General features: G+C 63.5%; 21 protein-coding genes. 13 read left to right on the top strand and 8 right to left on the bottom strand.

Going from position 1 to position 25030, the window contains the following annotated elements; all coding sequences use genetic code 11:
* Positions 1 to 138 precede the first annotated feature (138 nt).
* The 5 genes from NKJ78_RS13765 (at position 139) to NKJ78_RS13745 (ending at position 8050) form a co-directional block, all read left to right on the top strand.
* A complete protein-coding gene (locus tag NKJ78_RS13765) occupies positions 139 to 897 on the top strand; it encodes a PP2C family protein-serine/threonine phosphatase (protein WP_023692196.1) in 759 nt (252 codons plus the stop codon).
* On the top strand, positions 894 to 3305 hold the full coding sequence (locus tag NKJ78_RS13760) for a serine/threonine-protein kinase (RefSeq protein ID WP_023738404.1): 2412 nt from the start codon (positions 894 to 896) through the stop codon (positions 3303 to 3305). The genes NKJ78_RS13765 and NKJ78_RS13760 overlap by 4 nt, the downstream gene beginning before the upstream one ends.
* A 59-nt stretch (positions 3306 to 3364) precedes the next feature.
* A complete protein-coding gene (locus NKJ78_RS13755; RefSeq protein WP_023738403.1) occupies positions 3365 to 3778 on the top strand; it encodes a DUF1036 domain-containing protein in 414 nt (137 codons plus the stop codon).
* Entirely contained in the window at positions 3775 to 6171 is a 2397-nt protein-coding gene (locus tag NKJ78_RS13750; protein ID WP_023738402.1) for a M23 family metallopeptidase, read from the top strand. Before NKJ78_RS13755 ends, NKJ78_RS13750 begins: the two co-directional genes overlap by 4 nt.
* 223 nt (positions 6172 to 6394) lie before the next feature.
* Entirely contained in the window at positions 6395 to 8050 is a 1656-nt protein-coding gene (locus tag NKJ78_RS13745) for a caspase family protein (RefSeq protein WP_352460804.1), read from the top strand.
* A gap of 88 nt (positions 8051 to 8138) precedes the next feature.
* On the opposite strand, the gene NKJ78_RS13740 is transcribed toward NKJ78_RS13745, so the two are convergent.
* A complete protein-coding gene (locus NKJ78_RS13740; RefSeq protein ID WP_352460805.1) occupies positions 8139 to 8675 on the bottom strand; it encodes an OmpA family protein in 537 nt (178 codons plus the stop codon).
* Positions 8676 to 8904: 229 nt separating this feature from the next.
* Here NKJ78_RS13740 and NKJ78_RS13735 point away from each other — a divergent pair, with 229 nt between their 5' ends.
* A complete protein-coding gene (locus NKJ78_RS13735; RefSeq protein ID WP_352460806.1) occupies positions 8905 to 9468 on the top strand; it encodes a DUF6931 family protein in 564 nt (187 codons plus the stop codon).
* Between the two features lie 58 nt (positions 9469 to 9526).
* Here the strand turns inward: NKJ78_RS13735 and NKJ78_RS13730 are convergent, their stop codons facing one another.
* The 3 genes from NKJ78_RS13730 to NKJ78_RS13720 form a co-directional block, all read right to left on the bottom strand.
* A complete protein-coding gene (locus tag NKJ78_RS13730) occupies positions 9527 to 10771 on the bottom strand; it encodes a caspase family protein (protein WP_352460812.1) in 1245 nt (414 codons plus the stop codon).
* 56 nt (positions 10772 to 10827) lie between these two features.
* On the bottom strand, positions 10828 to 11934 hold the full coding sequence (locus tag NKJ78_RS13725) for an OmpA family protein (protein ID WP_352460807.1): 1107 nt from the start codon (positions 11932 to 11934) through the stop codon (positions 10828 to 10830).
* Positions 11935 to 12073: 139 nt separating this feature from the next.
* On the bottom strand, positions 12074 to 12715 hold the full coding sequence (locus NKJ78_RS13720) for a ThuA domain-containing protein (RefSeq protein WP_352460808.1): 642 nt from the start codon (positions 12713 to 12715) through the stop codon (positions 12074 to 12076).
* Positions 12716 to 12972: 257 nt separating this feature from the next.
* Here NKJ78_RS13720 and NKJ78_RS13715 point away from each other — a divergent pair, with 257 nt between their 5' ends.
* Positions 12973 to 13617: a YjbE family putative metal transport protein gene (locus tag NKJ78_RS13715; protein WP_352460809.1), complete on the top strand. Its 645-nt coding sequence runs from the start codon at positions 12973 to 12975 to the stop codon at positions 13615 to 13617.
* A gap of 13 nt (positions 13618 to 13630) precedes the next feature.
* Here NKJ78_RS13715 and NKJ78_RS13710 read toward each other — a convergent pair whose 3' ends face one another.
* Complete coding sequence (locus NKJ78_RS13710; RefSeq protein ID WP_352460810.1) at positions 13631 to 15016, bottom strand: FAD-binding oxidoreductase; 1386 nt, start codon at positions 15014 to 15016, stop codon at positions 13631 to 13633.
* 226 nt (positions 15017 to 15242) lie between these two features.
* Between NKJ78_RS13710 and NKJ78_RS13705 the strand changes: the two genes are divergently transcribed.
* Positions 15243 to 16328 carry a LacI family DNA-binding transcriptional regulator gene (locus NKJ78_RS13705; protein WP_352562478.1) on the top strand — a complete coding sequence of 362 codons (1086 nt, stop codon included), beginning with the start codon at positions 15243 to 15245 and terminating at the stop codon, positions 16326 to 16328.
* Here NKJ78_RS13705 and NKJ78_RS13700 read toward each other — a convergent pair.
* The 3 genes from NKJ78_RS13700 to NKJ78_RS13690 all read right to left on the bottom strand — a co-directional run bounded on the left by NKJ78_RS13700 (position 16316) and on the right by NKJ78_RS13690 (position 19475).
* The gene (locus tag NKJ78_RS13700) at positions 16316 to 17296 is read right to left on the bottom strand and encodes an alpha/beta hydrolase (protein ID WP_352460144.1); all 981 of its coding nucleotides are present in this window, start codon (positions 17294 to 17296) and stop codon (positions 16316 to 16318) included. The genes NKJ78_RS13705 and NKJ78_RS13700 overlap by 13 nt on opposite strands.
* 14 nt (positions 17297 to 17310) lie before the next feature.
* Positions 17311 to 18459 (bottom strand): Gfo/Idh/MocA family protein, encoded by a 1149-nt coding sequence (locus NKJ78_RS13695; protein ID WP_023738394.1) that lies wholly within the window; start codon positions 18457 to 18459, stop codon positions 17311 to 17313.
* Between the two features lie 254 nt (positions 18460 to 18713).
* Positions 18714 to 19475 carry a DeoR/GlpR family DNA-binding transcription regulator gene (locus tag NKJ78_RS13690; protein WP_023724284.1) on the bottom strand — a complete coding sequence of 254 codons (762 nt, stop codon included), beginning with the start codon at positions 19473 to 19475 and terminating at the stop codon, positions 18714 to 18716.
* Positions 19476 to 19637: 162 nt separating this feature from the next.
* Between NKJ78_RS13690 and NKJ78_RS13685 the strand changes: the two genes are divergently transcribed.
* The 5 genes from NKJ78_RS13685 to NKJ78_RS13665 all read left to right on the top strand — a co-directional run bounded on the left by NKJ78_RS13685 (position 19638) and on the right by NKJ78_RS13665 (position 25026).
* Positions 19638 to 20438, top strand: coding sequence for a beta/alpha barrel domain-containing protein (locus NKJ78_RS13685; RefSeq protein ID WP_023682642.1), 801 nt, complete (start codon positions 19638 to 19640; stop codon positions 20436 to 20438).
* A 3-nt stretch (positions 20439 to 20441) separates the two neighbouring features.
* The gene (locus NKJ78_RS13680) at positions 20442 to 21392 is read left to right on the top strand and encodes a PfkB family carbohydrate kinase (protein ID WP_023738393.1); all 951 of its coding nucleotides are present in this window, start codon (positions 20442 to 20444) and stop codon (positions 21390 to 21392) included.
* Between the two features lie 89 nt (positions 21393 to 21481).
* A complete protein-coding gene (locus NKJ78_RS13675) occupies positions 21482 to 22627 on the top strand; it encodes an ABC transporter ATP-binding protein (protein WP_023686996.1) in 1146 nt (381 codons plus the stop codon).
* A gap of 115 nt (positions 22628 to 22742) precedes the next feature.
* On the top strand, positions 22743 to 23990 hold the full coding sequence (locus tag NKJ78_RS13670) for an ABC transporter substrate-binding protein (protein WP_352460146.1): 1248 nt from the start codon (positions 22743 to 22745) through the stop codon (positions 23988 to 23990).
* Positions 23991 to 24129: 139 nt separating this feature from the next.
* Entirely contained in the window at positions 24130 to 25026 is an 897-nt protein-coding gene (locus tag NKJ78_RS13665) for a carbohydrate ABC transporter permease (RefSeq protein ID WP_352562477.1), read from the top strand.
* Positions 25027 to 25030 lie beyond the last annotated feature (4 nt).

Raw genomic sequence — 25030 nt, 5'->3', positions numbered from 1 at the left:
ACCAGCGATTGCAGGACGCAGAGACAGCGGCGGCACCACACGGTCCGTCATCAGCGGCTTAGATTTCGATACTCTAATGAATGGGGCTGTGGCAGACTGGCCAGGCACGTCAGCCAAGGCGTTGCGGAGCGTAGGCAAGTGAACGATGCCGCCTTTGAGAGCTACGGCGTGAGCCACAAGGGCTGCGTGCGTGACCACAATGAGGACAGCTTCCTGGTCGAGCCGCGGATCGGCCTCTGGGTGGTGGCCGACGGCATGGGCGGGCACGAGGCCGGAGAAGTCGCTTCGGCAAGCATTGTCGAGCATCTGGCGACGATCGGCATCGCCAGTTCGGCGCCGGATCTGCGCGCCCGCTTTGAGGATCGGCTGAACCGGGCGCATGCCGAGATCCGCCGGATTTCGCGCTCACGCGGCGTGACCATCGGCTCCACCGTTGCCGCACTGCTGGCCATGGACGGCAGGTTCGCCTGCCTGTGGTCGGGCGACAGCCGCGTCTATCTCGTGCGCAACGCCGCGATCTCGCAGATTTCGCGCGACCACACCGAGGTCCAGGAACTGCTCGACAGCGGCGCGATCAGCGCGGCCGAAGCGGAGAACTGGCCGCGCCGCAACGTCATCACCCGCGCCATCGGCGTCAACGATGAAATCGCCATCGACTTCCAGCAGGGAGAGACCCTTGCCGGCGACATTTTCATCCTCAGCACGGACGGCCTGACGGCGCATGTCAGTGACGCGGAGATTGCGGCTGCAGTGCTCTCGGCAGCGCCGCAGGCTGCCTGCGAAAAGCTGCTTTCCATGGTGCTTGAGCGCGGCGGCACGGACAACGTCACCATCGTTCTGGTCAAGATCAGAGACAAAGGCAATGGCCTGTCCCGAGCAGAAGGCCGCGACCGATGAGCTCCGACGACAAGACTCGGCTATTGCCCAACATGGCGGATACCAGCGTCGGCACGCAGCTCAGCGGCATCTACGAGCTCGACGAACGCATCGCGTCGGGCGGCATGGGCGAAGTCTATCGCGGCCACAACATCCAGACCGGCGATCATGTCGCGATCAAGATCGTGCTGCCGGAATTCGCCCGCGACCAGACGATCCTGTCGCTGTTTCGCAAGGAAGCCTCGATCCTCAACCATCTGTCGCATGACGCGGTCGTGCGCTACCACGTCTTCACCATAGATCCCGGCATCGGGCGGCCCTATCTGGCGATGGAATTCGTCGACGGCCAGTCGCTGTACGACGTCATGCGCGGCGGGGCGATGGCGACTCCGGATGTGCGCAAACTGTGCCACCGGCTGGCCTCGGGCCTGAGCGCCGTGCACCAGGCCGGCGCCATCCACCGCGATCTGTCGCCCGACAACATCATCCTGCCGGGCGGCCGGGTCGAGCGGGCAAAGATCATCGATTTCGGCATTGCGCGATCGGCCGCGGTCGGTGGCGAGACGCTGATCGGCGGCAAGTTTGCCGGAAAATACAATTACGTCTCCCCCGAGCAGCTCGGGCTCTATGGCGGCGAGGTCAGCGAACAGTCCGACATCTACAGCCTGGGGCTGGTGCTGGCGGCGGCGCTGCGCGGCAAGCCGATCGACATGGGCGGCTCGCAATACGAGATCGTCGAAAAACGGCGGACCGTCCCTGATCTCTCCGGCATCGATGCCGATTTCAGGGACATTGTCGAAGCGATGCTGCAGCCTGACCCGGATGATCGACCGGCCAGCATGGCCGAAATCGCCCGGTTGACGCGCGACGACAGCGACGCGACCTTGCCGCCGGCATCGCTCGCGCCCCGGCCCGGCCTGCCGCGAACCGGGCAGACCGCAGGGCCTGTCTCGAAGGTCGGGGACTCGCCGGCCCAAGGCTTCGGTTCGGCCCCGCCAAGCGGCACGGCGGAGCCGTCTTTCGTGCCGCACGTGCGCCCGGCGCACCTGTCGCAGCCGAAACCGGCTGCTGAAACTCCCAAGCGAGCAAGCACACCACCGAAGCGTGCTACTACAGGCAGAAATCTGACGATCGCGGTGCTGTCGGCGGTGGCCGTGGTATCGCTTGGAGGGCTCTATGCATCGAGTATCGTGGGATTCGGAGACCGGCCTCGCGTCGCCGACACCGGCAAGCCGCTCCAACCCGAACTGACAAAGCCGATCGTCGCTGACAAGCCCGTTCCGGACACTGCGCCGGTCGAGAAGACGGTGCCAAAGCCGCAACCAGCGGAGACTCCGGCTGAAGATCAGGCCAAAGCGCCGGTCGAGCCGCAGCCGACGCCGCCAGTCGCGTCGAGCGCTACGGCCCCGCTGCCGGCCGCACCAACCGACAAGACCGTCGCGCTGCAACCGCCATCCGGCCCGTCACAGTCCGATGCCGCGAAGAACCCCGAGCCTGTCAGTCCGCCGGTAGAGCCCAAGGCGACAGCGCCGGCCACGCAAACACCTGAACCGACGGCCGAGGCACCCACGCCCACAGCACCGGCGCCGGAACCCACCGCTCAAGCGCCCGAGCCCAAGGCGCAGGCCCCTGAACCGGCCGCGCAGGCGCCCAAGCCGGACACGCAGGCGCCTGAATCGACCGCGGAGCCCAAGCCAAGCCAGCCCGATATCGCCAGCGGTGAGCAGGCCGACAAGCCGGCAGAGCCCGAAATTGCCATGAACGTGCCCAAGCCGGAGGTGCCGCCACCGGCCGATGCGGCCGCGGAGCGGGCCACCTGGGTACGCGCCTTCAATGGTGGTGACTGTTTTTATGCGACGGTGACGTCGGCCACCGACAAGGGTGTCGCGATCGAGGGCTTCGGCACGTCGGTGCCACCCTTCGAACAGTTGCTTGGGGAATTCCAGGCGAAGTTCCATGTCGAGCCGGATATCAGCGTCCGCCTTATCCAGCCCCCGCAATGCGGGATCACCGGCTTCCTGCGTTTCATGGGCGCGAGCACGGCCGACAGGCCGCAGCTTGTCCTCGACCAGACATCGGTGCCGGACGGCTCGCCGATCGACGGCACGCTGGTGACGCATGGCGGGCTGGTGTCGAGCGTGTTCCTGATCGACCACAGGGGCATCGCCTTCAACCTCGACGACCATGTTGTCGTACAAGCCGACAAGGCGACCTTCTCGATCCCGATCGGGCTCGGCGCCGCCGACAAGGCGGCAGGCAAGGCGTTGCCGCAGATCATCATGGTGATCACCGGGCCGCAGGACATTAAGGCGGCGGACTTCACAACGCCGACGCCGGCCTCGGTGCTGTTGCCCAGGATACTCGACGAGATCGGCGCCAGGAGTTCGGCATTTTCGGCGACCGCCAAATATTTCCGCCTCGGCGGCTAGCACCGACGCCGATGCAACGCCGTCGCCGAGATCCCGTCCTGCTTGCCCGGAATGTGCGGGTGAAGCTCGCCGCGAGCGCGGTTGCGACGCTGTTGCTGGCGCTTCTTTCCACTGGGCAGGCGCGCGCCGAATTCACCGTCTGCAACCAGACGCTCGACGTCGTCAATCTTGCCGTAGGTCAGAAGATCGACGATGCCGACCAGACCGATGGCTGGTGGACCATCGGCGCCAATCAATGCGTCAACGTCATTCGCGAGGAGCTGACCAACCGCTACATCTACATCTACGCGACGGATGTGTTCGGCCACGCCATTCTGGCAGGCTCCACCGACATGTGCATCGAGCGGCGGCGGTTCTCGATCCGCGGCATCGATGAATGCTGGCAGCGCGGCCATATCGCGGCGAAGTTTCTCGAAGTCGACACCCAGGAACAGGGGCGCTGGACCTTCTTCCTGACCGGAAGCGCGCCGTGACGCACAGCATCGACACCAGCTTCAAGGCAAAGAAGCAGGCGCGCGCCGCGCTGCGCAGGCGCAGGAACTGGCTCGGGCTGGCGGCTGGCCTGGCGACAATCGTCCTCGCCGCGATTGCCACCGGCTTCTATCTTACCGCCGACTACTGGTCGTTCGGCGACGAGGACGAGGAACTGCACGCCGTCGAAGGCTCGGACGACGTACCGGCCGACGCATCGGTCTATGTGCCGGCCATCATCGACCTTGCCGGCGACCCGATGTGGATCACACTGGCGCCGGAGGCCGGCGCCGCCAAGAGCCGCGGGATGCCGCGCCCGACGGAGCTCGACCAGGCCGGCATCTCCCCTCAGATCATGGTTCTCTCCGACGTGATGCTGAGCGCCAGCGAAAAATTCATGACGACGATCCCGTCGACGCAAGAGGATTTCGCTTTCTTTCAGGCGCAGCGGAAGACCGCGGTCGCGCCACCCGCCGAACCCAACGATCCGCAGAATGACCTGCAGAACGATCTTCAACCATCGCCCGGCGCGGACGGGGCTCCGGCGGCCTCCGGCCCAGCTCCTGACCCGCAGGTCGCTCCGGGTGCATCGGCGGCGGCCGATGACCCCGAGGCCGGCTGGGGCGAGACCATCGATGAGGGCGAAGCAGCACTCCCCGCCTTTCAGAAGACACCGGTCGAAAACAACACCAGCGTTGCCACCGTCAGCTCGGAATACCAGCGCTTCGAGGCGACCGAGGACATTTTCGTGAAAATCCTCAACGACCGCAGCCTGGACAGCGTGGCGCTCGATGCGCATTTTTCCGCCGACGACGCAAAGCTTGCCGGCGAGGCGCTGAAGGCGCTGTTCGACAAGGACGGCCTGCAGCCTGGTTATGTCGTGGCGATGCGCGGCTTCAGGCCGACGCGCGAGACCACGACGATGTCGCTGATGCAGGTTTCGATCTACGCCAGGAACGTCTTTGTCGGCACGCTGACACGCAACGCGGCGGGCGCCTTCGTGTCGGGCGTCGACCCGTGGGTGCGCGAGGACCTGTTCAATTATTCGGGCGCCGAGACCGAAGGCACGCAGAAACGGCAATACCGCCTGCTCGACGCGATCTACTCGACGGCGGCCCGCAACAATGTGCCGAGCGGCATCATCGGCGAAGCCATTATGTATCTGTCGCGCGGACAGGATCTGGATGCTTTCGCCAGCGAGGACCAGCGCCTTGTGCTGATCTATTCGCAGACGCCGCGCGGCAAGAACGAGACCGACGGACGGGTGCTCTATGTCGGTATCCAAGGCACGCAAAAGAGCTTGGATTGTTTCGTTTTCCAGCAGGGCGACGGCCAGTTTTCCTGCGTCTCGGGCGATGACCAGGTGCGCTCGCTGACGGTGGCCAACGGCATGGTGACGCCGGTCAACGGTGTCATGACGTCGACCTTCGGGCCGCGCAAGCATCCGATCCTGGGCGTTGTTCGCATCCACAAGGGCGTCGACTGGGCAGCACCCGTGGGGACCCCGATCGCAGCAGCCTTCGACGGCGAGATCATCTTCCAGGGCGACGGCGGCGGCTACGGCAATGTGGTCAAGATCGCCCATGGCGGCGGCCGCGAGACGCGCTACGCGCATATGTCGAAATTCGCCATTGCCAGCGGTGTCGGCACCAAGGTGAAGGCCGGCGACATTATCGGCTATATCGGCACCACCGGCCTGTCGACCGGGCCACATTTGCATTTCGAACTCTATCAGAGCGGTCAGGCGATCGATCCGCTCGGAACAGTGACCGCTGCAATCGCCGTCACTTCCAGCGATCCCGCCGTCGAAACGCTGACCGACCGTATCGTCCACGTCGAATCGGGCGGTAGCGCGCGGGCCAAGAACCCGCTGTCTTCGGCGACAGGCGCCGGCCAGTTCATATCCAAGACCTGGATCCGGATGATGAACACCTATCGTCCCGAACTCGCGCGATCGCTGTCGACGGCCGATCTGCTGGCGCTGCGCTACGACGCCACCATCTCGCGTGAGATGGTGCGCAATCTGGCGCGCGAGGGCGAAGCCTATCTCAAGGCGCGTGGCCACCAGATCACCGCCGGCCGGCTCTATCTCTGCCATTTCCTCGGCATGGAAGGCGCCCATCAGGTGCTGGCGTCGCCAGGATCGGCGCAGTTGAGCGCCGTGCTCGGATCGTCCGTTATCCAGGCCAACCCATTTCTTACCGGCAAGACCGCTAGCTACGTCGTCGACTGGGCGGAACGGAAGATGGGCCGCAAATTGCCGACGCCCGCCACCACCGATGCGGGCCAGCAGACGACGACGGAAGTCCGCCAGACATCGCCGGAGTTCGAAAAATACAAGGAGGCGATAACGGCACTGGTCGGCTCCATCCAAAATACGCTTGAGCCGGGCTAGAGCTGGCAGTTTGCCCCGGCTTTCGCCAAGCCGATTGGTTCTGAGGCCGGCGAATGGTATGTTTGCGGATATTTGGGAAGGTTTTTGGGTCCTTGTGAACCAAAACTGTGGCTGGGATCACATACGCCCAACAGCCATTTTGGCAGAAGCGATACAGTCGCTGGTGAAATTTAGCATGCGCAGCCATCAATAACGCGCCCCATTGGGGCGGAGGGCCGATCCCATGAAAGCGTTTGCCGTCCTTTTGAGCGGAATTGTTCTGTTAGTGCTGACCGCGCTTGGCACCGTCCAGGCGGCGGCGCCGGATGCCGGTGGCGTCAAACGCGTCGCGCTGGTCATCGGCAACAGCAAATACGTCCATGCCGTCGAGTTGCCCAATCCGGCCAATGACGCGCATCTCATCGCATCGACGCTGCGCAATGCCGGCTTCGAGGTGATCGAGGGCGTCGACCAGGACAATGCCGGCATGCACAGCCTGATCAGCAAATTCACCGAGCGGTCCTACGATGCCGACCTCGCCGTCATCTTCTATGCCGGCCACGGCATGCAGGTGGACGGCAAGAACTTTTTGATCCCGGTCGACGCCGAATTGACGTCACCTGCCTATCTCAAGACCCGCACCGTCCAGATCGACGACCTCATGGCCGCATTGCCACCCGACCCGGCGGTCGGCGTCATCATCCTCGATGCCTGCCGCGACAATCCGCTGGCACGCACACTGGCGGCCGCGATGCCGAAGACCCGCTCCACCGCGCTGGGCACCGGCCTGGCGCCGATCGACCCTAAATCAGAGGGCGTCGGCACCGGCGGCATCCTGATTGCCTATGCCACCGACCCGGGCGCCATCGCCTTTGACGGCAACGGCGTCGACAGCCCCTACTCGACCGCGCTCGCCAGGCACCTGACCGAACCCGGCGTCGAGATCCAGAGCGCGCTGACGCGGGTGCGCGGCGAAGTGGCCGAGACCACGCAAGGCCGCCAGCGGCCATGGCACAACGCATCGCTGGGCCGCGAGGTTTTCCTTGGCAAACCGGCCGCCGAAGCCGTGCCGGTGGCAAAACCGGCCGCCGATGACGCGAACGCCGCGGCAGCGGCCGCCCCCGCTCTCGTCACCAGCGAACCGCCTTCGTGGGAAGTCGAGCAGCGGCTTTGGGACGAGGCCTCGAAGCGCAACACCGCGCCATTCTACGAAGCCTATCTCGAACAGTTCCCGAATGGCCGCTTCGCCACGGTGGCGCGGCTCAACATCGATGCGCTGAACGATCCGAAAGCCCAGGAACGGGAAGTCGCCGCGCTTGCTGCCGAAGAAGCGAACTCGGGTTCTGCCGTGCGCACCTCGGTAGGCATTTCGGACGACATGAAGAAGGTGCTGGGCACCGAGGCGACGGAGAACGCGATCGGTCTCGATCGCCAGGGCCGCATCGACCTGCAATTGCGCGTCGAGGCGCTGGGCAACGAGCTTGGCCGCGTCGACGGAAATATCGGCGCCAAGACCCGGCAAGCGATCGGCGACTGGCAAGAGGGGAACGGGCTGCCTCCGACCACTTTCCTGACGCGCGAGCAACTGGCGTTCCTGGTTATCCAGACGGATCCGATGATGGAGGCCGTGCGTGCCAAGCATGAGGCCGACCAGGCCGGCGTGGACAAGCCGAAAAAACAGGTGGTGCAGAAGGCCCGCACGCTGAAGCCGGTGGCGGAAAAGCCACGCAAGAAGCAGTACGCCCAGAAGCCGCGCCGACAACAGCAGTTCGTGCAGAAAAGGCGCAACCGCGAGGTCGTGCGCGAGGATGAGCCGCCGCCGCGGGACAATAATGATTTCCTGACCAAGGCGCTGATCTTCGGCACCGGCGTAGCGGTCGGCGGCGTGCTCAAGAACTGATCGATCATGTCAAACAATAAAAACGCCGCGTGTCCGTTGGACGCGCGGCGTTGTGTTTGACGACGGCCGGAAGACGCAGCCGGCGAAGCTACTGCGCCTTGATCCGCATCTCGACCCGCCGGTTGACGGGATCGTAGGGATCGGGATTGCGTGGATTGGCCTCGCCGAGACCGACCGCCTTGATGCGGGTGGATTCGATGCCGTTGGATTCGAGGAAGGCGGTGACCGATTGCGCCCTGCGCTGCGACAGGCCTTCATTGTAGGTCGCCGAGCCGGATGCGTCGGTATAGCCTTCGACGACGAAGGACAGCTTGCTCAGCCGATCGTCCTTCAGCGCCTTGGCGAATTCGTCGAGTTCGCTGCGCGCCTTGGCGTCGAGCTCGGACGAATCCAGGCTGAAATTGATCAGCATATCGAGGCCGGTCTTCTCCGGGGGCTTTTCTTTCTGGCTGGTCTTGCTCTTGCACTCGTCCTCGGTGCCGACACAAATCCCGCGTGCCGCGCCGTGATCGATCGCGCCGGCAAAGAACTTCACAATGTCTTCCGATCTCTGAAGTGGGTCGGCATAGACGTGGGTCGAGAAAAGCACGGTCGCCAATGCCAAGACTAAAATGTGCCGCTGCATAACGGTTACTCCCGTTTCGAGCATCCGATTTTCACTCAGGCCCGATCCATGGATCCGGGCCAACTCTTCCTGTTCGACAATGATCTGTCGAGATCACGGTCGGCTGTGGAATATACCAAACCGTGAGGCGTTTGTCTGTGAACAACGTCATGGACATGTGGTGGTCGACAGACTTGACCCGCGCCTCGCAGGCGGGTTGAGTGAGGGCTTGGGGAGGATAACAGCAGCGATGGTCAACGGGCTTCGATTCCAGACCGCACGCGATCTCTTCGCCGCGACCACGGCTGTCGCCCGGGACATGACGGCCGTTCCGACCGACCAACCCTCGCTCGAGTTCTGCCGCCGGCTGATGGCCGGGCGCATCCCCGAGGAAGCGATTACCTTTTGCGCCTATCTCCTGCCTGACCGGGCCGCAATCTGGTGGGGCCATGAGTGCCTGGGGCATCTGACCGAGCTGCTCGAAGAGCAGGACCTCGCAACGCTGGCACTGATCCAGGAGTGGGTCGGCGACCCCAACAATGCAAGCCGCCGGGAGGCTGTCGCCGGGGCGGCGATGACGCAGCAGCACACGCCTGCCGGCTGGATCGCGCTAGCGGCGCAACGGCACATCAATGGCCTGACGCCGCAGACCAACGGGTCGAGGCTGCGGCCGCTGCCGGCTGCGCATGCCGTCAATGCCGGCATACTGGCCGGACTGGCGCGGGTTGCGGTGGCGGACCGTTTCTCCGTGCTCACCGCCTTTGTCGAGATGGGCATCCATCTGGCCGAAACCGAGGCGCTGCGCCGAGCCTGATTGCTCTGGATCGTGATGAGATTTCATTGAAATCTGATCCAACCCATTGTTGGCGGTCTCATTTGCAGCCGTTTTGCGCCCATTTGCCGAGTGCCACCTTGAAGCGCGTGCCCAGCGGGTGTTGCAGGCGCAACACCGAGACATCATTGGTGACGTAGGTCTTGGCCTGGTCGCACAGCCGCTCCTCGGTCCATTGATGACAGTTGCTGCACTGGTTGTCCCAGACGGACTTTTCCAGGCCCTCGACCGGACTGAAGTGCGGCTTGCCCTGGATGAGTTGGGCGATGCTCTTGCCGTCGATCGCCGGGTCGCCGAAATTGACCGGAACGTCGAAAAGGACTGGCGCGTCCGAGCCCAGCTTCGGAATTTCCTCACGCAGCTGTTCCAGCGCCTGCTCGCCGGCGTCCGTACCCGGCGGATTGGCGGCCGCGCCGGTGCGCGCCTGCGTATCGCCTTCGGGCGCAGCCGCGCCGGAATCGCCGACGATCAGCGGCGCCTTGAGATCGACCTTGTGAAGCACGACATCGGTGGTCAGCGAAACGTTGATCCAGGGCCGCTGGCGTCCGGCTGTGGCCTTGAACACATCCGACGTAACCCGGTTCATCGCTTCGGTGATCGAGACGTTGACCTCGCCGATATGGGCAAGCAGCGCCGCCGAAAATGGCGAGTGCTCGCCCGGTCCGTCATAGGCGAGCTGGTTGGGACTGGCAGCGAAGGCGACCAGCGTGCCGGCGCCGCCATTCTCGATCGGTATTTCGGCAAGGCCGCTGCTTGCCGTGCTGTCGCCGCCAGTCTCCTTGGCAAGCACATCGGCGAGCGGGTTGTCGCGGCAGGCGTCGAGGAACACCAGCCTGATGCTGGTCTCGCGCGACATCTGCCGCAGGATGAAGTCCACCTGCACGGCTTCGAAGTCGAGCGAGGTCTCGTCCTCCAGCGCCGCATCGACAGGCAGCAGGTAATTCCTGCCCGAGACCTGCAGGCCATGACCGGCATAGAAGAACAGCGCGATATCGGCGCCACGCACCTGCCGCGCGAATTGCGCGATCTTTTCCTGCGTCTGCGCCTTGGTGAGATCGAGGCCGGAGACGATTTCGAAGCCCAGCCCCTTCAGGCGATCGGACATTGCCTGCGCATCGTTCACCGGATTGGGCAGCACCGGCGCGTTCCGGTAATGGGAATTGCCGAGCACCAGGGCGATGCGGCGTTCGGCACTGGCCGCGGTCATGGTAATGGTCATGGTCAACGCAAGCGCCAGCACGGCGAGGCCGATGCCGCGCATGAAGTTGCCGCAACTTGCAATCATGTCCAAACGCACCGGATTCCTTTTCGGTTGACGGGCCTTCTCAGTTAAGGACCGGCTCAGTTGGAGAGCGGCGTGGCGGAGAACTCGATCCGCCGGTTCAGCGCCTTGTTCTTCGGCGTATCGTTCGGCGCCACCGGCTTTTCCTCGCCATAGCCGGAAGCCGTGATCTGCGCCGATGGAATGCCCGCAGCGATGATCGCGTCGGCGACCGCCTTGGCGCGCCGTTCCGACAGGTTCTTGTTGGCCGTCGGCGAGCCGTCGGAATCGGTATGGCCCGAAACCTCGACCTTCAGTTTCGGACATTTGCCGACGACGCCGACCACCTCGGCCAGCAGTGGGCGGCTCTTTTCATCGAGCCGAGCGCTGGCTGGGCGAAAATAGACGGCGCCGGTGCGCGACAGCACCTCGAACCTGTTCAGGCATTCATCGTCGCTGAAGGACGTCTTGCCTGCATCTGTGGCGACCGGCCCGGCATCGGCTGGGGCTGCGGCGGCGACGGCAGGCGCCGCCGCCGGCTTGGCCCCATCAGCGGTGAAGACGAAGTCGAACGACACCGAAGCCGTCGGGACGATGCTGCTGACATTGGCCGCCTGCTGGAGTTTTTCGATGTTGGGCAACAGGCCGAAATCCTCGACATGCACGGCGACCGGCGCCTCCGAGGCGATCGACACCATGCTGTCGGTGATCATGGTGACCACTACATCGGCCTCAAGGTCCTTGTCGACGCCGTGCAGGCTCAGGCGAAACGGGATATGCGCGCTCATGCGCCGTTTGGTGGCGAGATCGGCAAAAGCGGCGGGATCGACTTTCGCCGTCACTTCCGCCGTCGGGAATTTAAAGGTTTCGAAGAACAGGAAGCGCATGCGGACATTGCGAAGGTCGATGCCGGTGTCGACCGAGTTGAGGTCGAACGTGACCTTGGCGGCGCCATCCGATGTCAGCGTGCCCGAGAGGTTCCTGATCTTGTTGGTTTCGACAATGGTGTTCTTCTTCACCGATTGATAGGTGAGTGTCGAATTCGCCGGATCGAGCGTCCAGTTCAGCTGCGCGTTGGCCGCCTGCGGCGCAAGCAGCAACAGACCGAACACCACGACCACCAGAGCGGGCGGACGCCAGCGCTGCGACCACTTTCCATGCCTTACTAATCCGACGACCCCGAACATGCATGTCCCCCGTGACAACACATTTCAGTTGCGATGACGGCGGTCGAACGCCGTGACCTCAGCCAGCATAGAGCGTTAGCCGCGGCTTAGCGAGTAGCGGAGGCGTGATATCGCCGTTGCATGCTCGGACAGGCCCCGGTTACCGGCTGGCCCACAGCACCCCACGCTCGAAGATGGTGCGCATTTGCGGCACGGAAAACTCATCCGCGGTGTGGCCGAGCCCGCTGAAGAAGACGCGGCCCTTGCCGTAGCGGCGCTTCCAGACCACGGGCATGACGACGCCGTCGATGAAGTCGAGATGCTCACCGCTGAACGTCGTCGTCGCCAGCACCTCGTTGCTCGGGTCGACATGCATGTAATACTGCTCGGAATGGTAGGCGAAACCCTCGATACCCCTGACGATCGGATCGTCGCTGATGATGTCGACACGGTAGTGGATGATGTCGCCGGGGTGCGCGACCCATTGGCCGCCGGTCATGAACTGATAGGCCGGCTCGTTGCGAAAACTGTCGCCCATGGTGCCGTGGAACCCGGCAAGGCCGGTTCCGCCGCTGACGGCGGCCGTGAGGTTTTGCAGCTCCGGTTTATCGATCGTCGACATGGTGATCACCGGCACGATCAGATCGATGGCCGGGAGCTGCGGATCGGCAAGCGCCGATGTGCCCTCTTCTGTCCGCACCTCGAAGCCATGCCGGGTCAATATCTCGCTGACGACAGCGGCGCTGCGGGCCGGCGTGTGACCCTCCCATCCGCCCCAGAAAATCAGTGCCGTCTTGCTCATGCTCGTCTCTCCTTTGGTCGGCAATATTGATAGGCAAGCGGAACGCTTTTGTCTTCCCTTCCATGATGGGCATTCTGGGGCGGGCATTTCTGGTCGGAAATCACGACCCGGCGATGAATTCCGTGGATGAGGACCGATTGGCCGCGCTGGCGTCTTGTTTCAATGCCGGGCTGCACTCAAATCAGCTGTCTTCGCGTTTGCGCAGACATCGGTCCGATCCGCCGCAACCAGCCGGAGCCTTCCGGGGAGACCGCTCTATGAGTTTCGACCAGACGACTGTCGCCGCTTATCTGGAAGTCATCACCATCAACCTTGTGCTGTCTGGCGACAATGTCGTGGTGATCGGCATGGCGGCCGCAGGCCTTGCCAAGGCGTTGCGGCAGAAGGCGATCGTCGCCGGCATTGCCGCGGCGGCGGTGATCCGCATCGTCTTTGCCGTGATCGCGGTGCAGCTGCTTGAAATTCCTGGGATCATGCTGGTCGGCGGCATGCTTTTGTTCTGGGTGTGCTGGAACATGTTCCAGGAGTTGCGCTCGGCCGGCGACGGCGAGGACGTCGACAATGAAGCCGCAGCACTTGCGACGGCGCGGCCGGCCAAGGCGCTGCGCACCGCGATCCTGCAGATCGTCGTCGCCGATGTCTCGATGTCGCTGGACAATGTGCTGGCAGTGGCGGGCGCCGCCGCCCACGACATGAATGCGCTGGTGTTCGGTCTCATCCTGTCGGTGGTTCTGATGGCGGTCGCCTCGACGCTGGTGGCGGCGCTGCTTGCCAAGTATCGCTGGATCGGCTGGCTCGGTCTGGCAATCATCGTCTATGTCGCGGGAAATATGACTCTGGACGGCGTCGAGCAGATGAGAACGGTCGACTTCCACGCGCTGCTCTCGCCAGTTGCAAGCTAGATCCTCCCGGCGATCAAATGATATCGAAAATCCGCCCTGGGTTGAGAATGTTGTGCGGATCGAACGCCACCTTCAGCCGGCGCATGGCTGATAGTTCGGCGTCGCTGCGCACGAGGTTCAGCCATTTCTTCTTGTCGAGGCCGATGCCGTGCTCGGCCGAGACGGCGCCACCGCATGCCGCCACGCCGCGATAGATGATCTCATAGGCGGCCGCCGGTTCCGTGGTGTCGACCTGATAGTGCAGATTGCCGTCGCCGAGATGGCCGAAGACGTAGATCTCGGCGCGGCTGTCGACGGCGTGGATCGCGGATTCGGCGTTGCGCAGGAAATCCGCCATGGCCGCCAACGGGATGCTAATGTCGACGCCGAGCATTCCCTCGATCGCAAACAGGAATCGGTTAGCCTCTTCGCGCACATCCCATAGCGCACGGAATTCGCGTGGCGACTGCGAGACGACCACGTCGTCGACGATGCCGTCCTCGACCGCCTGCATCAGCACCGAAGCGAAACGCTCGCCGTCCAGCTCGGCCTGGCTGCCCTGGATCTCGGCCAGCACATAGACGGGCGCGCCGACAGGCAGCGGCGCCGGCGCGGCCATGCCGGCAATCATGGCGCCGTAGAGCGGCGAGAAGTTTACCTCATAGGCCGAAAGCAAGGGCCCGAGCCGCTGCTTGAGCAACCCCAGCAACGCAATCGCCGCCTCCAGCGAGCCAAGGGCGCAAAAGGCGGCAACCTCGGTGGCGGGCTTGGGATGCAGCCGCAGACAGGCGCGAGTAACCACGCCCAGCGAGCCTTCGCTGCCAATGAAAAGCTGGTTGAGATCGTATCCCGAATTGTCCTTGGCCAGGCCACGCAACGAAGTCAGGATCGAGCCGTCGGCAAGCACGGCCTCCAGCCCCAGCACCTGGGCGCGGTACATGCCGTAGCGCAGCACGCGAATGCCGCCAGCATTGGTGGCGATGTTGCCGCCGACCGTCGCCGTGCCGCGCGCGCCGATATCGACGCCGAACATCAGGCCGGACGCATCGGCCGCTTCCTGCACCATTTGCAGCGGCGCGCCGGCTTCCGCGATGATGGTTGCCGCGGCGCCGTCGGGCGCTTCGACCGCGGTCATGCGCTCCAGCGACAGCACCGCTTCGCCCGGCTGCACGCGCGCGCCGCCGGCCAGCCCGGTGCGGCCGCCATGGACGACCAGCTTCTGGCCGATACCACTGCATAGGCGCAGGATTTCGGCGACGTCGGCGGCGTTGCGCGGACGCAAGACCAGTTCGGGCTGGCCGCCGCCCTTGCCGGAGAGGTCGTCGCTGTAGCGCGGATCGATAGCATCGCCGATCACAACCGCGGCGGCATCGAGCCGACGATAAAGCTGGGAAAGAAGCCGATCGATCTGTTGTGTCATGGTGCCTGGACTGTTTCAGCGCTCTTTGTGACCGAGACTTTGATGCGCGACAATTTTCGCGTCAATTGAACAAATTTACGCACGGTATAATCTGTCATTGCGCGTTGAACCCACTGACGTTTCCTGTAAATTTCGTCTGCCGTTGCGTGGCAGACGCGCCGGCTGCAGGACCGTGGGCAGCGTCAAGGGATGACCGAGGTTCTGGCGCGTGCCAGACGAGGATTGAATGCCAATGACGCACAAGACGATGGAGGATTTCGCCCGCTCCTGCGGTGTTTCCAGGCCGACGCTGTCGAAATATTTCGACGATCCGACCAGCGTCAAGCCGGCAACGCGCAAGCGCATCGAAGAGGCGTTGCGGTCGTCCGACTACCAGCCCAATCTGTTTGCCCGCAACCTCAACCGCAAGCGCACCCGCGCCATCGGCATTGTCGTACCGACGGTCACCGACCCCTTCTATTCCGAAATGGTCAGCCGTATCGAACTTCGGCTGCGCGACGAGGGCTACTGGCCGATCGTCATCTCCTCGCATGGCTCGACCGAGCTCGAAATGGAGGCGACACGTACCATCCTGTCGCTGAAAGTTTCGGGCGCGCTGATCGCGCCGCTCGGCTTGTGCTCGGACCGGCGCACGCTGGAGAAGCTGACCCAGACAATGCCGGTCGTCTATTTCGATACCTATCTCGAAGGCGGCACGCCCTTTGTCGGCAACAACAATGCCCAGAGCGTCTCGACCATCGTCGACTATCTCTGCCGCTCCGGCGACCCCCCGGTCTATTTCGACATCCCGCATGTCAATCACAATTCGCCGGAGCGCCTGAACAGTTACGTCGCCGCGATGCATCAGCTTGGCCAGGACCCGGTGGTTATCGGCAACACCCGAGACTACACATGGGATTTCGAGCGCATCGGCTACGAGCAGATGGAACAGATGCTCGGGGCCAGCGGCCTGCCGGGAAACCCCAGAGGCCCGCCCCCCAAGACCGGGGGGCTGCCCGGCAAGACCGGGGGTCTGCCCGGCAAGACCATACTGTGTGCGAATGACCGCCTGGCCTTCGGCGTGATGGCGGCAGCCTTCGCGAAAGGGCTGAAGATCGGCCGCAAGGCCGATTGCGACCTGCGTATCGCCGCCCATGACGACCATCCGCTGAGCCGCTACACCTGCCCCCCACTGACCACCATCGCGCAGGATTTTGCCGCCATGGCGGGGCGCAGCGTCGAGACACTGCTCGCTTTGCTCAACGAGGATAGGGCAAACGTCGCGCCGAAGGTCAGCCTCGACGCCGCCCTGGTGATGCGTCAGTCCGCTTGAGCCTTTCCAAAGGCAGGATCGAAGCTTCGCCACGCGGCAATGGCGGCGGCAACCGCCTGTCTCGCTGCCGGGCCGTGACGGCCCATCGAGACGAAGCCGTGGATCTGACCGGGCCAGTGTTCCAGCACGACCGGCACGCCGGCCTGCTGCAGACGCCTGGCATAGGCCTCGCCTTCGTCGGCGAGGATGTCGTGACCGGCGATGGCGATGAAGGTGGGCGGCGCACCGGCGAGGCTTTCCGCCTTCAGCGGTGAGGTACGCCAGTCGCCGATGTCGGCGGCATTGCGGATATAATGGTCGCGGAACCAGGCCATGGTCGAGGCGGTCAGGCCAAAGCCTATGGCGAAGCGGCGATAGCTGTCCGTCGTCTGCCCGGCATCGGTGTTGGGATAAAACAGCAGCTGCGCTGCCGGCGGATTTTTGTCCCCCCGCGTGAGCAGGCCGAGCACCGTGGCGAGATTGCCGCCCGCGCTGTCGCCGGCAACCGCGATGCGGGCAGCGTCGATGCCGAGTTCGTCCGCCGCGCTTTGCATGAAGTTGAGCGTTGCGCGGCAATCCTCTATTGCCGCCGGGAATTTGTGTTCCGGCGCAAGCCGGTAGTCGACGGAAACGACGACTGCGCCCGCCTCGTTGGCGAACCAGCGGCAGATCTCGTCATGCGAGTCGAGATTGCCGATTACCCAGCCGCCGCCATGGAGATAAAGCAGCGCCGGAGCGCCTGCCGAAGGCGCGCCCTGCCCGCGATAGATCCTGAGCCTCAGCGGACCGCCGGGTCCTGCAATGATGCGCTCGCTGATCGACGCGACCAGCTCGCGCTCGCCTTGCAGGTTTGGGAAGCCTTCATTATAGGCACGGCGCGCCTGTTCTGGCGTTCCCGTTTCGAACGGCGGCGCACCGGCTTGGCTGCCGAGCTCGAGCACATGCCGGGCCTCCGGATCGAGTGTCGGCAGGGACGGTGGCGATGTCACGGACGAACCTCCCGTCAGGCAAGCAGGGTTGCCGCTTCCTCTTCGCCAAGCAGCGGCGGCTGGTCGACCGTGCCGTTGATGGCAACCGAGCCACGGCTTTCGCCCGAAGCCAGGATCGCCTCCATGATCTCAAGCACATGCAGCGCCAGCTCACCGGAGGCGCGCGGCTTTCTGCCCGTGGCCAGCGCGCCCGCCAGATCGGCGACGCCGAGCATGCGGTAATTGGCGCGGTCGGGCGCGGAATAGGGCCAGTTGCGGGCGCCGTAGAGTTCGCTGTCGCTGGCGAAATCGACCCAGTCGGCGCCACGCTCCGACAGCGAAACGGTGCCGCCGAACGTGTCGGGGTCGGGCAGCCTGAGCGAGCCTTCGGTGCCGTGCAGTTCAATGGGATGGTTGGAGTGTTTGAAAACATCCCATGAGGCGCCGAAGGTGACGGTGGCGCCCGAGCGGAATTCGAGCAGCGACATTATGTTGGTCGGCGTGCCGACCTTGAATGTCGTGTTCTTGAACGGCCCGTCGGCCGTGATCAGCCTCTCCTCCTGGCCGCGCGTCGCCATCGCCATGACGCGCTCGACCGGCCCGAGCAGATTGACCAGCACGGTCAGGTAATAGGGACCCATGTCGAACACCGGACCGCCGCCGGGCTGATAATAGAATTGCGGATTGGGATGCCAGTGCTCCATGCCCCGTCCCATCATGAAAGCGGTGCCGGTCACCGGCTTGCCGATCGCGCCGTCATCCATCAGTCGGCGCGCGCGGCGGCCGGCTGCACCCAGGAATGTGTCCGGCGCCGAGCCGATCAGCAGGCCGCGCTTCGCGGCCTCGGCGACAAGGCGGCGGCCGTCGGCGGCAGAGGTTGCCAGCGGCTTTTCGGTGAAGACATGCTTGCCCGCCGAGAGCGCTGACAACGAAATGTCGAAATGCGCCGCCGGGATTGTCAGGTTCAGCACGAGGTCGATATCGGGGTCGGCCAGCAGCGCGTCAACGCCCAGGGCGCGGATGCCGTATTCCCTGGCGCGCAGCTCAGCCATGTCAGCGGAAATGTCGGCGCAGGCGCGTAGCTCGACACCACCGAAGAGCGCTGCATTGCGCAGATAGGTCATCGAGATGTTGCCGCAGCCGATGACACCGATGCCGAGCTTTGTCTCTGATTTTCCGTGCATTTCCAGCTTTCCTCTCAAGCCAAGGGCATGCTGCGCAACCGTTGCAGTTCCCACGACCCCCCGCAATCCGCTATACAGGACTTTAAATGTTGACGCGCGTAAAATTTTTATAGAGCTTATGAGAATTCTGGCGTGCACTGGGAGGCCGCCAGCGCAAGGAGGAGAACATGACCGGCATGAAAAACGGCCGACGGCCGCTGCGAAGCCCGTGGGTCATGCGCGCTTTCCGTCGCGCATCAGAGACCGGGATGGGTTCAGGCATAGATCACCTTGGCCCCGATCCTATCAAGCTCGCTGCGTATTGGACCGGGCAGGCCATCGTCGGTGATCACCACATCGACGGCCGACAGCGAAAATGCCTTGGACGTCCCGCTGACGCCCCATTTGCTCGAATCGGCGAGCAGGACAACGCGCCGGGCCATGCGAACGAGGTTTCGCTTCGTTCGCGCCATGTCTTCGTTCACGTCGACCACATCCAGTGACGAGTCTATCGCATGCGCTCCAACAAAGACCTGATGCGCTACCAGGCCGCCGAGAGCCGTATCGGCATCGGTGATCAGCGTGCTCACCGTGTCGGGATAGACCCGGCCGCCGATCATATGAACGTCGAGCCCGGGACGATGCATAAGATGCTGCACGATATTCATGGCCGTGGCCGCGACCACGACATTGCTGAGCGGCGGTAACTGCATGGCAAGCTGCATCAAGGTCGAGCCACCGTCGAAGATGACCGACTGGTTGTGCTCGAAAAGGTCGAGCGCCGCCCGGGCGATGCGCTTCTTTGCGTCGAGGTTCGTTTGCATCCGCCGCGCGAACGCGGCCGTCGTCGAATCGGTGGTCCGGGTCACCGCCCCTCCACGGGTCTTGGTCAGCAGTCCCTTGCGGTCCAGTATTTCGAGGTCGGAGCGCACCGTGACCTCCGACACGCCAAACCCGTCCGACAGGTCCTTGATGCGAACCTGTCCGCTGCGTTGCACCTCGCCCAGGATCGATTGGCGTCTCTGCTCCGACAACATTGCCCTGCCCTTGCCTGCCTGCGCCGAGCAATCGCGCCGGCCTTGGCTCACCTTACCGAAAATATGGAGATTCGAAAGCTTTCGAAAGATTGTTTTTCTTTTTTCTTTCGGAAACACTGGATCGAGCATTTTTAAATCAACCGATCAGGGAATTTTGGACTCATGAGCCTAGGAACCAAGGTGCGCCTCGCGCGCCTCTTCTCGCATCCATCGGGGAACCTTTTTGGCGGCGCGGTCGACCACTTCGTCGGCTATGGCGACGTGCGCAAAGGCGGCCTTGCCGACCTGCCGGGTGCGCTCGCACGCGTCATGGCGGGCAAACCCGACTACGTCAGCATCCAGCCTGGCACCGCGCGCCATCTGTGGCCGCAATATGCGGGCAAAGCTTCCCTGGTGATTCAGGCGGGCTGCTTCACTGCGGACGATCGCATCAGCGAGTTGATCGCAACGCCCGAGGACGCGGTGCGCGCGGGGGCCGATGCGTTGGCCGTGGCCATTCCGGTGCGCGGCGCGACGGAGGGCAAATACATACGCTGGCTGACCGATTCGGTGAATGCGGCGGCCCGCTACGGCATGCCCGTGGTGGCGCATATCTACCCTCGCGATTTCACCGACGGGGCAAAGATCGTCTTCACCCCCGACGAGATCGCCTATGCGGCGCGCATCGGTTACGAGTCCGGCGTCGACGTGATCAAAATCGGCTACACCGGCGATTTCGAGTCGTTCCGGGAGACCGTCCGGACCTGCCCGGTGCCGGTTGTCATCGCGGGCGGTCCAAAGACCGATACGCTGCTCGGCGCGCTTCAGCAGACGGCGGACGCCATCCGTGCCGGCGCGCACGGCGCCGTGGTCGGCCGCAATCTCTGGGGGCACGGCGATCCGGAGAAGGCAGCGCTTGCCTTTCGCGGCGTCATCCATGACGGCCTTTCGGCGCAAGACGCCTTGGCGAAGGCGGGTGCCTGAACGATGCCCACCATCTCCTCGATCCTCGGCTTCGGCGCTATTGCGATAGACGACATCGTCTACGTCGATCAGCCATTGTCGGCGGGCAAGGGTAAGGTTCTGCAAAGTACCCGCGCCTTCGGGGGAAATGTCGCGACGGCGCTGGCCGCCGTCGCGCGGCTCGGCGGAACCGCCGGGTTCGTCGGATGGCTGGCCAGTGCCGCGGACGACGCCGTTCTGCTCGATCTCGTGGCGAGCGGTATTGAAACCGCATTCGCGCCGCGCCATCCCGACGCGCGCCCGGTGCACTCGCGGATCACCGTCGGCTCGGACGGGGAAAGGTTCATCGCGTATGACGACGATGCGATGCTGGGCACCGCTCCGGACTTTCCGGACGATATCCTCAGCCGCGCAACCGTCCTGATCGTCGATAGCTATGCGACCGGGTCGCTGGATGTCGTGGCTCGGGCTCGCGATCTCGGCCTTGCGATCCTCGGCGATATCGAATGGAGCAGCGGCCCCGCCACGGAGCGGCTGATCGCGCTCTGCGACCATCTCATTCTTCCACTTAGCTTTGCACGGACTGCCACGGGGCGCCGATCGCCTGCCGAGATGCTCGATGCCTTGTGGTTGCCATCGCGATCCGCCGTGGTTCTGACCGATGGAGGCAGGGGTGTGTACTATCGCGGCCGTGAAGAGACAGGTCTCTGGCACCTGCCCCCGCACCGGGTTGCGGTCGTCGACTCCACAGGCGCGGGTGACTGCTTTCATGGCGCCTATGCCCATGCGTTGACGCGCGGAGCCGACACTGCGGGCCGGATCGCATTCGCGGCCGCGGCGGCGGCCGTTTCGATAACGGGGCGTGGCGGGCGCGAGGCGCTTCCGACCGAGGACCAGGTCACGCAACTCCTGGCATCGGCGAACGCGCCGTCAGCAGTCGACCTGAAAAATGCGCATGTGGATGCTGGAGCATGACCTGAAACGATCCGACGAAACATTTCGCAGGCGAACACAAGCCCAGGAGAATCATAAAAATCAGGGCTTATACTTGTGGAGGGAGGAATATGGCAGAAGTCATTCTTGAGAAGATCTGCAAAACCTACGGGAACAGTTTTCGCGCAATCGACCAGTTGAACCTGTCGGTCAAGGACGGCGAGTTCTTGATCCTCGTCGGGCCTTCCGGCTGCGGCAAATCCACGGCGTTGCGAATGATCGCGGGGTTGGAAGACATCACCAGCGGCAGCCTTCGGATCGGCGGGGTCGACGTCGTCGACATGCCGCCCAAGGACCGCGACATCGCGATGGTGTTCCAGAGCTACGCGCTCTACCCGCATATGACGGTATCCGAAAACATCGCCTTTTCGATGCGGCTGGCAGGCAAGCCGAAGGCCGAGCGCAAGAAGCGCGTGGACGAGATCGCCAAAACTCTTCAGCTGACGTCTTTGCTGGACAGCAAACCCGCGAACCTGTCAGGCGGGCAGCGTCAACGGGTTGCCATGGGCCGCGCCATGGTGCGCGAGCCGGCCGCCTTTCTCATGGACGAGCCGCTTTCCAATCTGGATGCGAAACTGCGTGTGCAAATGCGCGCCGAAATCACCAGCCTGCAAAAGCAGCTCGGCGTCACGACCATTTACGTGACCCACGATCAGATCGAAGCGATGACGATGGGCGACAGAGTCGCGGTGTTGAAAGGCGGTGTGCTGCAGCAGGTCGACACACCCAAGAGGCTCTATGAATCGCCGGTTAACGCCTTCGTTGCCGGCTTCATCGGCTCTCCTTCGATGAACCTTTTCGAGGCGACCCTGAAGGGCGGCGAGCTCGCTTTTCGCGACTTCGCCGTCCGGCTGCAGGATGCAGCCTTCGTGCGCAGGCCGGCCTTGAGGTCGTATGCGGGGCGCAAGGTCGTGTTCGGGATCAGACCGGAGGATCTTTATGACAGCAGCCTTGAATCCGGTCGCAAGTATCAGACGATACCGGCCAGGGTGACCTCGATCGAGGAACTCGGCTCCGAACAGATCGTCCACATGAACATCGACGCTGTCCGGGTGGACTCCGGCGATCCGGATGCGGTGGACGATTTCGGCCTGGCGTCGAACGCGGTGGCGAGGTTCGAGCCGATCAGCGCCGTCCGCTCCGGCTCGGAAATCCGGTTGGCCGTGGATGATGCCAAGTTCCATTTCTTCGATCCCGAAACGCATCTGGCGATCTGAAGATCTGCGGAAGACCGCGGGCGGGAGCGAGGTGCCTGCGGAAGATACAAGAAGGCTTCTGAATGAACAGACGACCGTCCGCATTGTGCGGCCGATCTTGAAGAAGGAGGAGAAAATGATGTTTCGGATACGACCCGCGATGCTGAAAATAGCCGCGGCCGCATGGTTGCTTGGTGCAACCGGCGCCATGGCGGACACGACGCTGGAATTCACCCAATGGTGGGAGCCCGAATTGCCGGGCGGCTCGCTCAGGGCAATCATGAACGACTTCGAGGCTGCAAACCCCGGCATCAAGGTGACGCTGGTCAGCGGTCCCTATGCGACCACGCGAGACCAGATCTCGGTCGGCGCCGCAACCGGAACGCTCAGCGACGTCGTCGGTCTCGACGGCGCCTGGGTGAACAATCTGAACGCGCAGGGTGCGCTGGCCGACATGAACCCGATGATGGATGCGAGCGGGTTCGACAAGACCCAGGTCGCGGATATCATCAAGGTGGACGGCAAGGCGGTGATGTTTCCCGTGGCTTCGTTCGTCTATCCGGTCTTCGTCAATCTGGACCTCGCCGCCCAGGCAGGCGTGACCAAGCTGCCGTCGACCCGCGCGGAGTTTCTCGAAGCCGCCAAGAAGATGACCCACGCCGACAAGAACCAGTATGGCTGGGTGCTGCCCTTGTCGCTGCAAACGCCGTCCGGTGTCCAGAACGACCTGATGTCGTGGGTCTGGGCCTCGGGCCAATCGATGATGGTTGAAGGCAAGCCGGCTCTCGAGGGCAAGCCGGTGGTCGATATGCTCACCTTCGTCAAATCGCTGAACGACGCCGGCGTCATCTCGCCCGGCATTGCCACCAAGACCGAGCAGGAGAAGGTCGAGGAATTCGTCAACGATCGGGTCGGAATGATGATCGACTCGCTTGCGCATGTGAACCTCATCCGCAAACGCAATCCCAAGCTGAACTTCGACCTGATCCCGGTCCCGGTCGTGGCGGACTACAGCGGCAAGCGCGGCCTTCCCTACGCCTCCTGGGGCATCGGCATCTCCGCCGCCTCGAAACATCAGGATGAAGCCTGGAAGCTCGTCCAATATCTGATGAGCGAGAAGGTGAATGCCAAGCTCGTGTCGCTTGCAAACGCCTTCCCGGGCAACGTCAACGCCAAGCCCGATTTCGTGACCTCGGACAAGGCTTTCGCCAAGGCTTTCGAAATCTTCAAGACCGGCTATCTCGCCAACGAGTTCACGGGGCTGCCGGTGGCCGAAGACCTGATGACCAAGTTCGATGTGGAAGCCCAGAAGATGCTCGCCGGCGAGCAGTCTCCGGAACAAGCCGCAGCCAACGCTCAAAAGGGCTGGGTGGAGAAATTCTGAGCTGCCTGTTCCCGTTTGCTATCTTCCGCCGGGTGGCCCGGCCTCGGCCAGGCCACCCGTCAACAACGGATCGGCAACTTGAGATGGACCTGTTTGCGAAGCGCACCTTCCTCTTGAAGGCATACCCCAGGGGTGGCACATGACTCGGCAGAAGCGCTCCCACCATCGACTGAAACGAGCGGTCGCACCCTATCTCTATCTGTCACCCTCGCTCCTCATAATCGGCCTGCTGATGCTGCTGCCGATGGTGACGGTGATTGGCTATTCGTTCCAGAACAGCGCGGTGCTGCGTCGCGACCCGTCCTTTGCCGGATTGAAACACTACCAGGCGATCTTTGCCGATCCGGTGTTCTGGGCCTCGCTGTGGCACACGCTCCACTTCACCTGCATGAGTGTCGTCTTCCATATGACCATCGGCATGCTCTTCGCACTCATGCTGAACAGCGACCGCATCAATCCTACGCTGCGCAACATTCTGCGCGTGCTCTACATACTGCCCTGGCTGTTCACCGCGGTGATTATCGCGGTGATCTGGCGCCTGCTGCTTGAGCCGAACGGTGTCGTCAACAGCGTTCTCATGCAGATGGGCATCATCGGTTCCAAGGTCGAGTGGTTTTCGTCGCCCGCGACCGCGCTGCACGCCGTCACCTTCGCCAACATCTGGGCGGGCTACCCGCTTTTCATGGTCGGCCTGCTCGCAGGCTTGCAGGGCATTCCCAAGGATTTCTACGAGGCCGCCGATATCGACGGCGCGAAGGCCTACCAGAAGCTGATCTTCATCACCATTCCGCAGCTGATGCCGATCATCATCAGCATCTCGCTGCTCGACTTCATCTGGACCATGCAGGTCTTTCCATTGATCTGGATAACGACGGGTGGCGGTCCGATCTACTCGACCGAGGTCCTCAGCACCTACACGTACAAGCTGGCGTTTTCGAGCTACAACCTGTCGCAGGCCTCGGCGAGCGCCGTGGTCATCCTGCTGATCTCTCTCGGCCTGACGCTGTTCTACATCCGCTATCAAAAGGCTCGGTAGTCAC

Source organism: Mesorhizobium sp. M0037 (assembly GCF_040323635.1).
Taxonomy (GTDB): domain Bacteria; phylum Pseudomonadota; class Alphaproteobacteria; order Rhizobiales; family Rhizobiaceae; genus Mesorhizobium.
The sequence above is the reverse complement of the archived record's forward strand: the minus strand, read 5'-3'. Positions and strand labels throughout refer to the sequence as shown.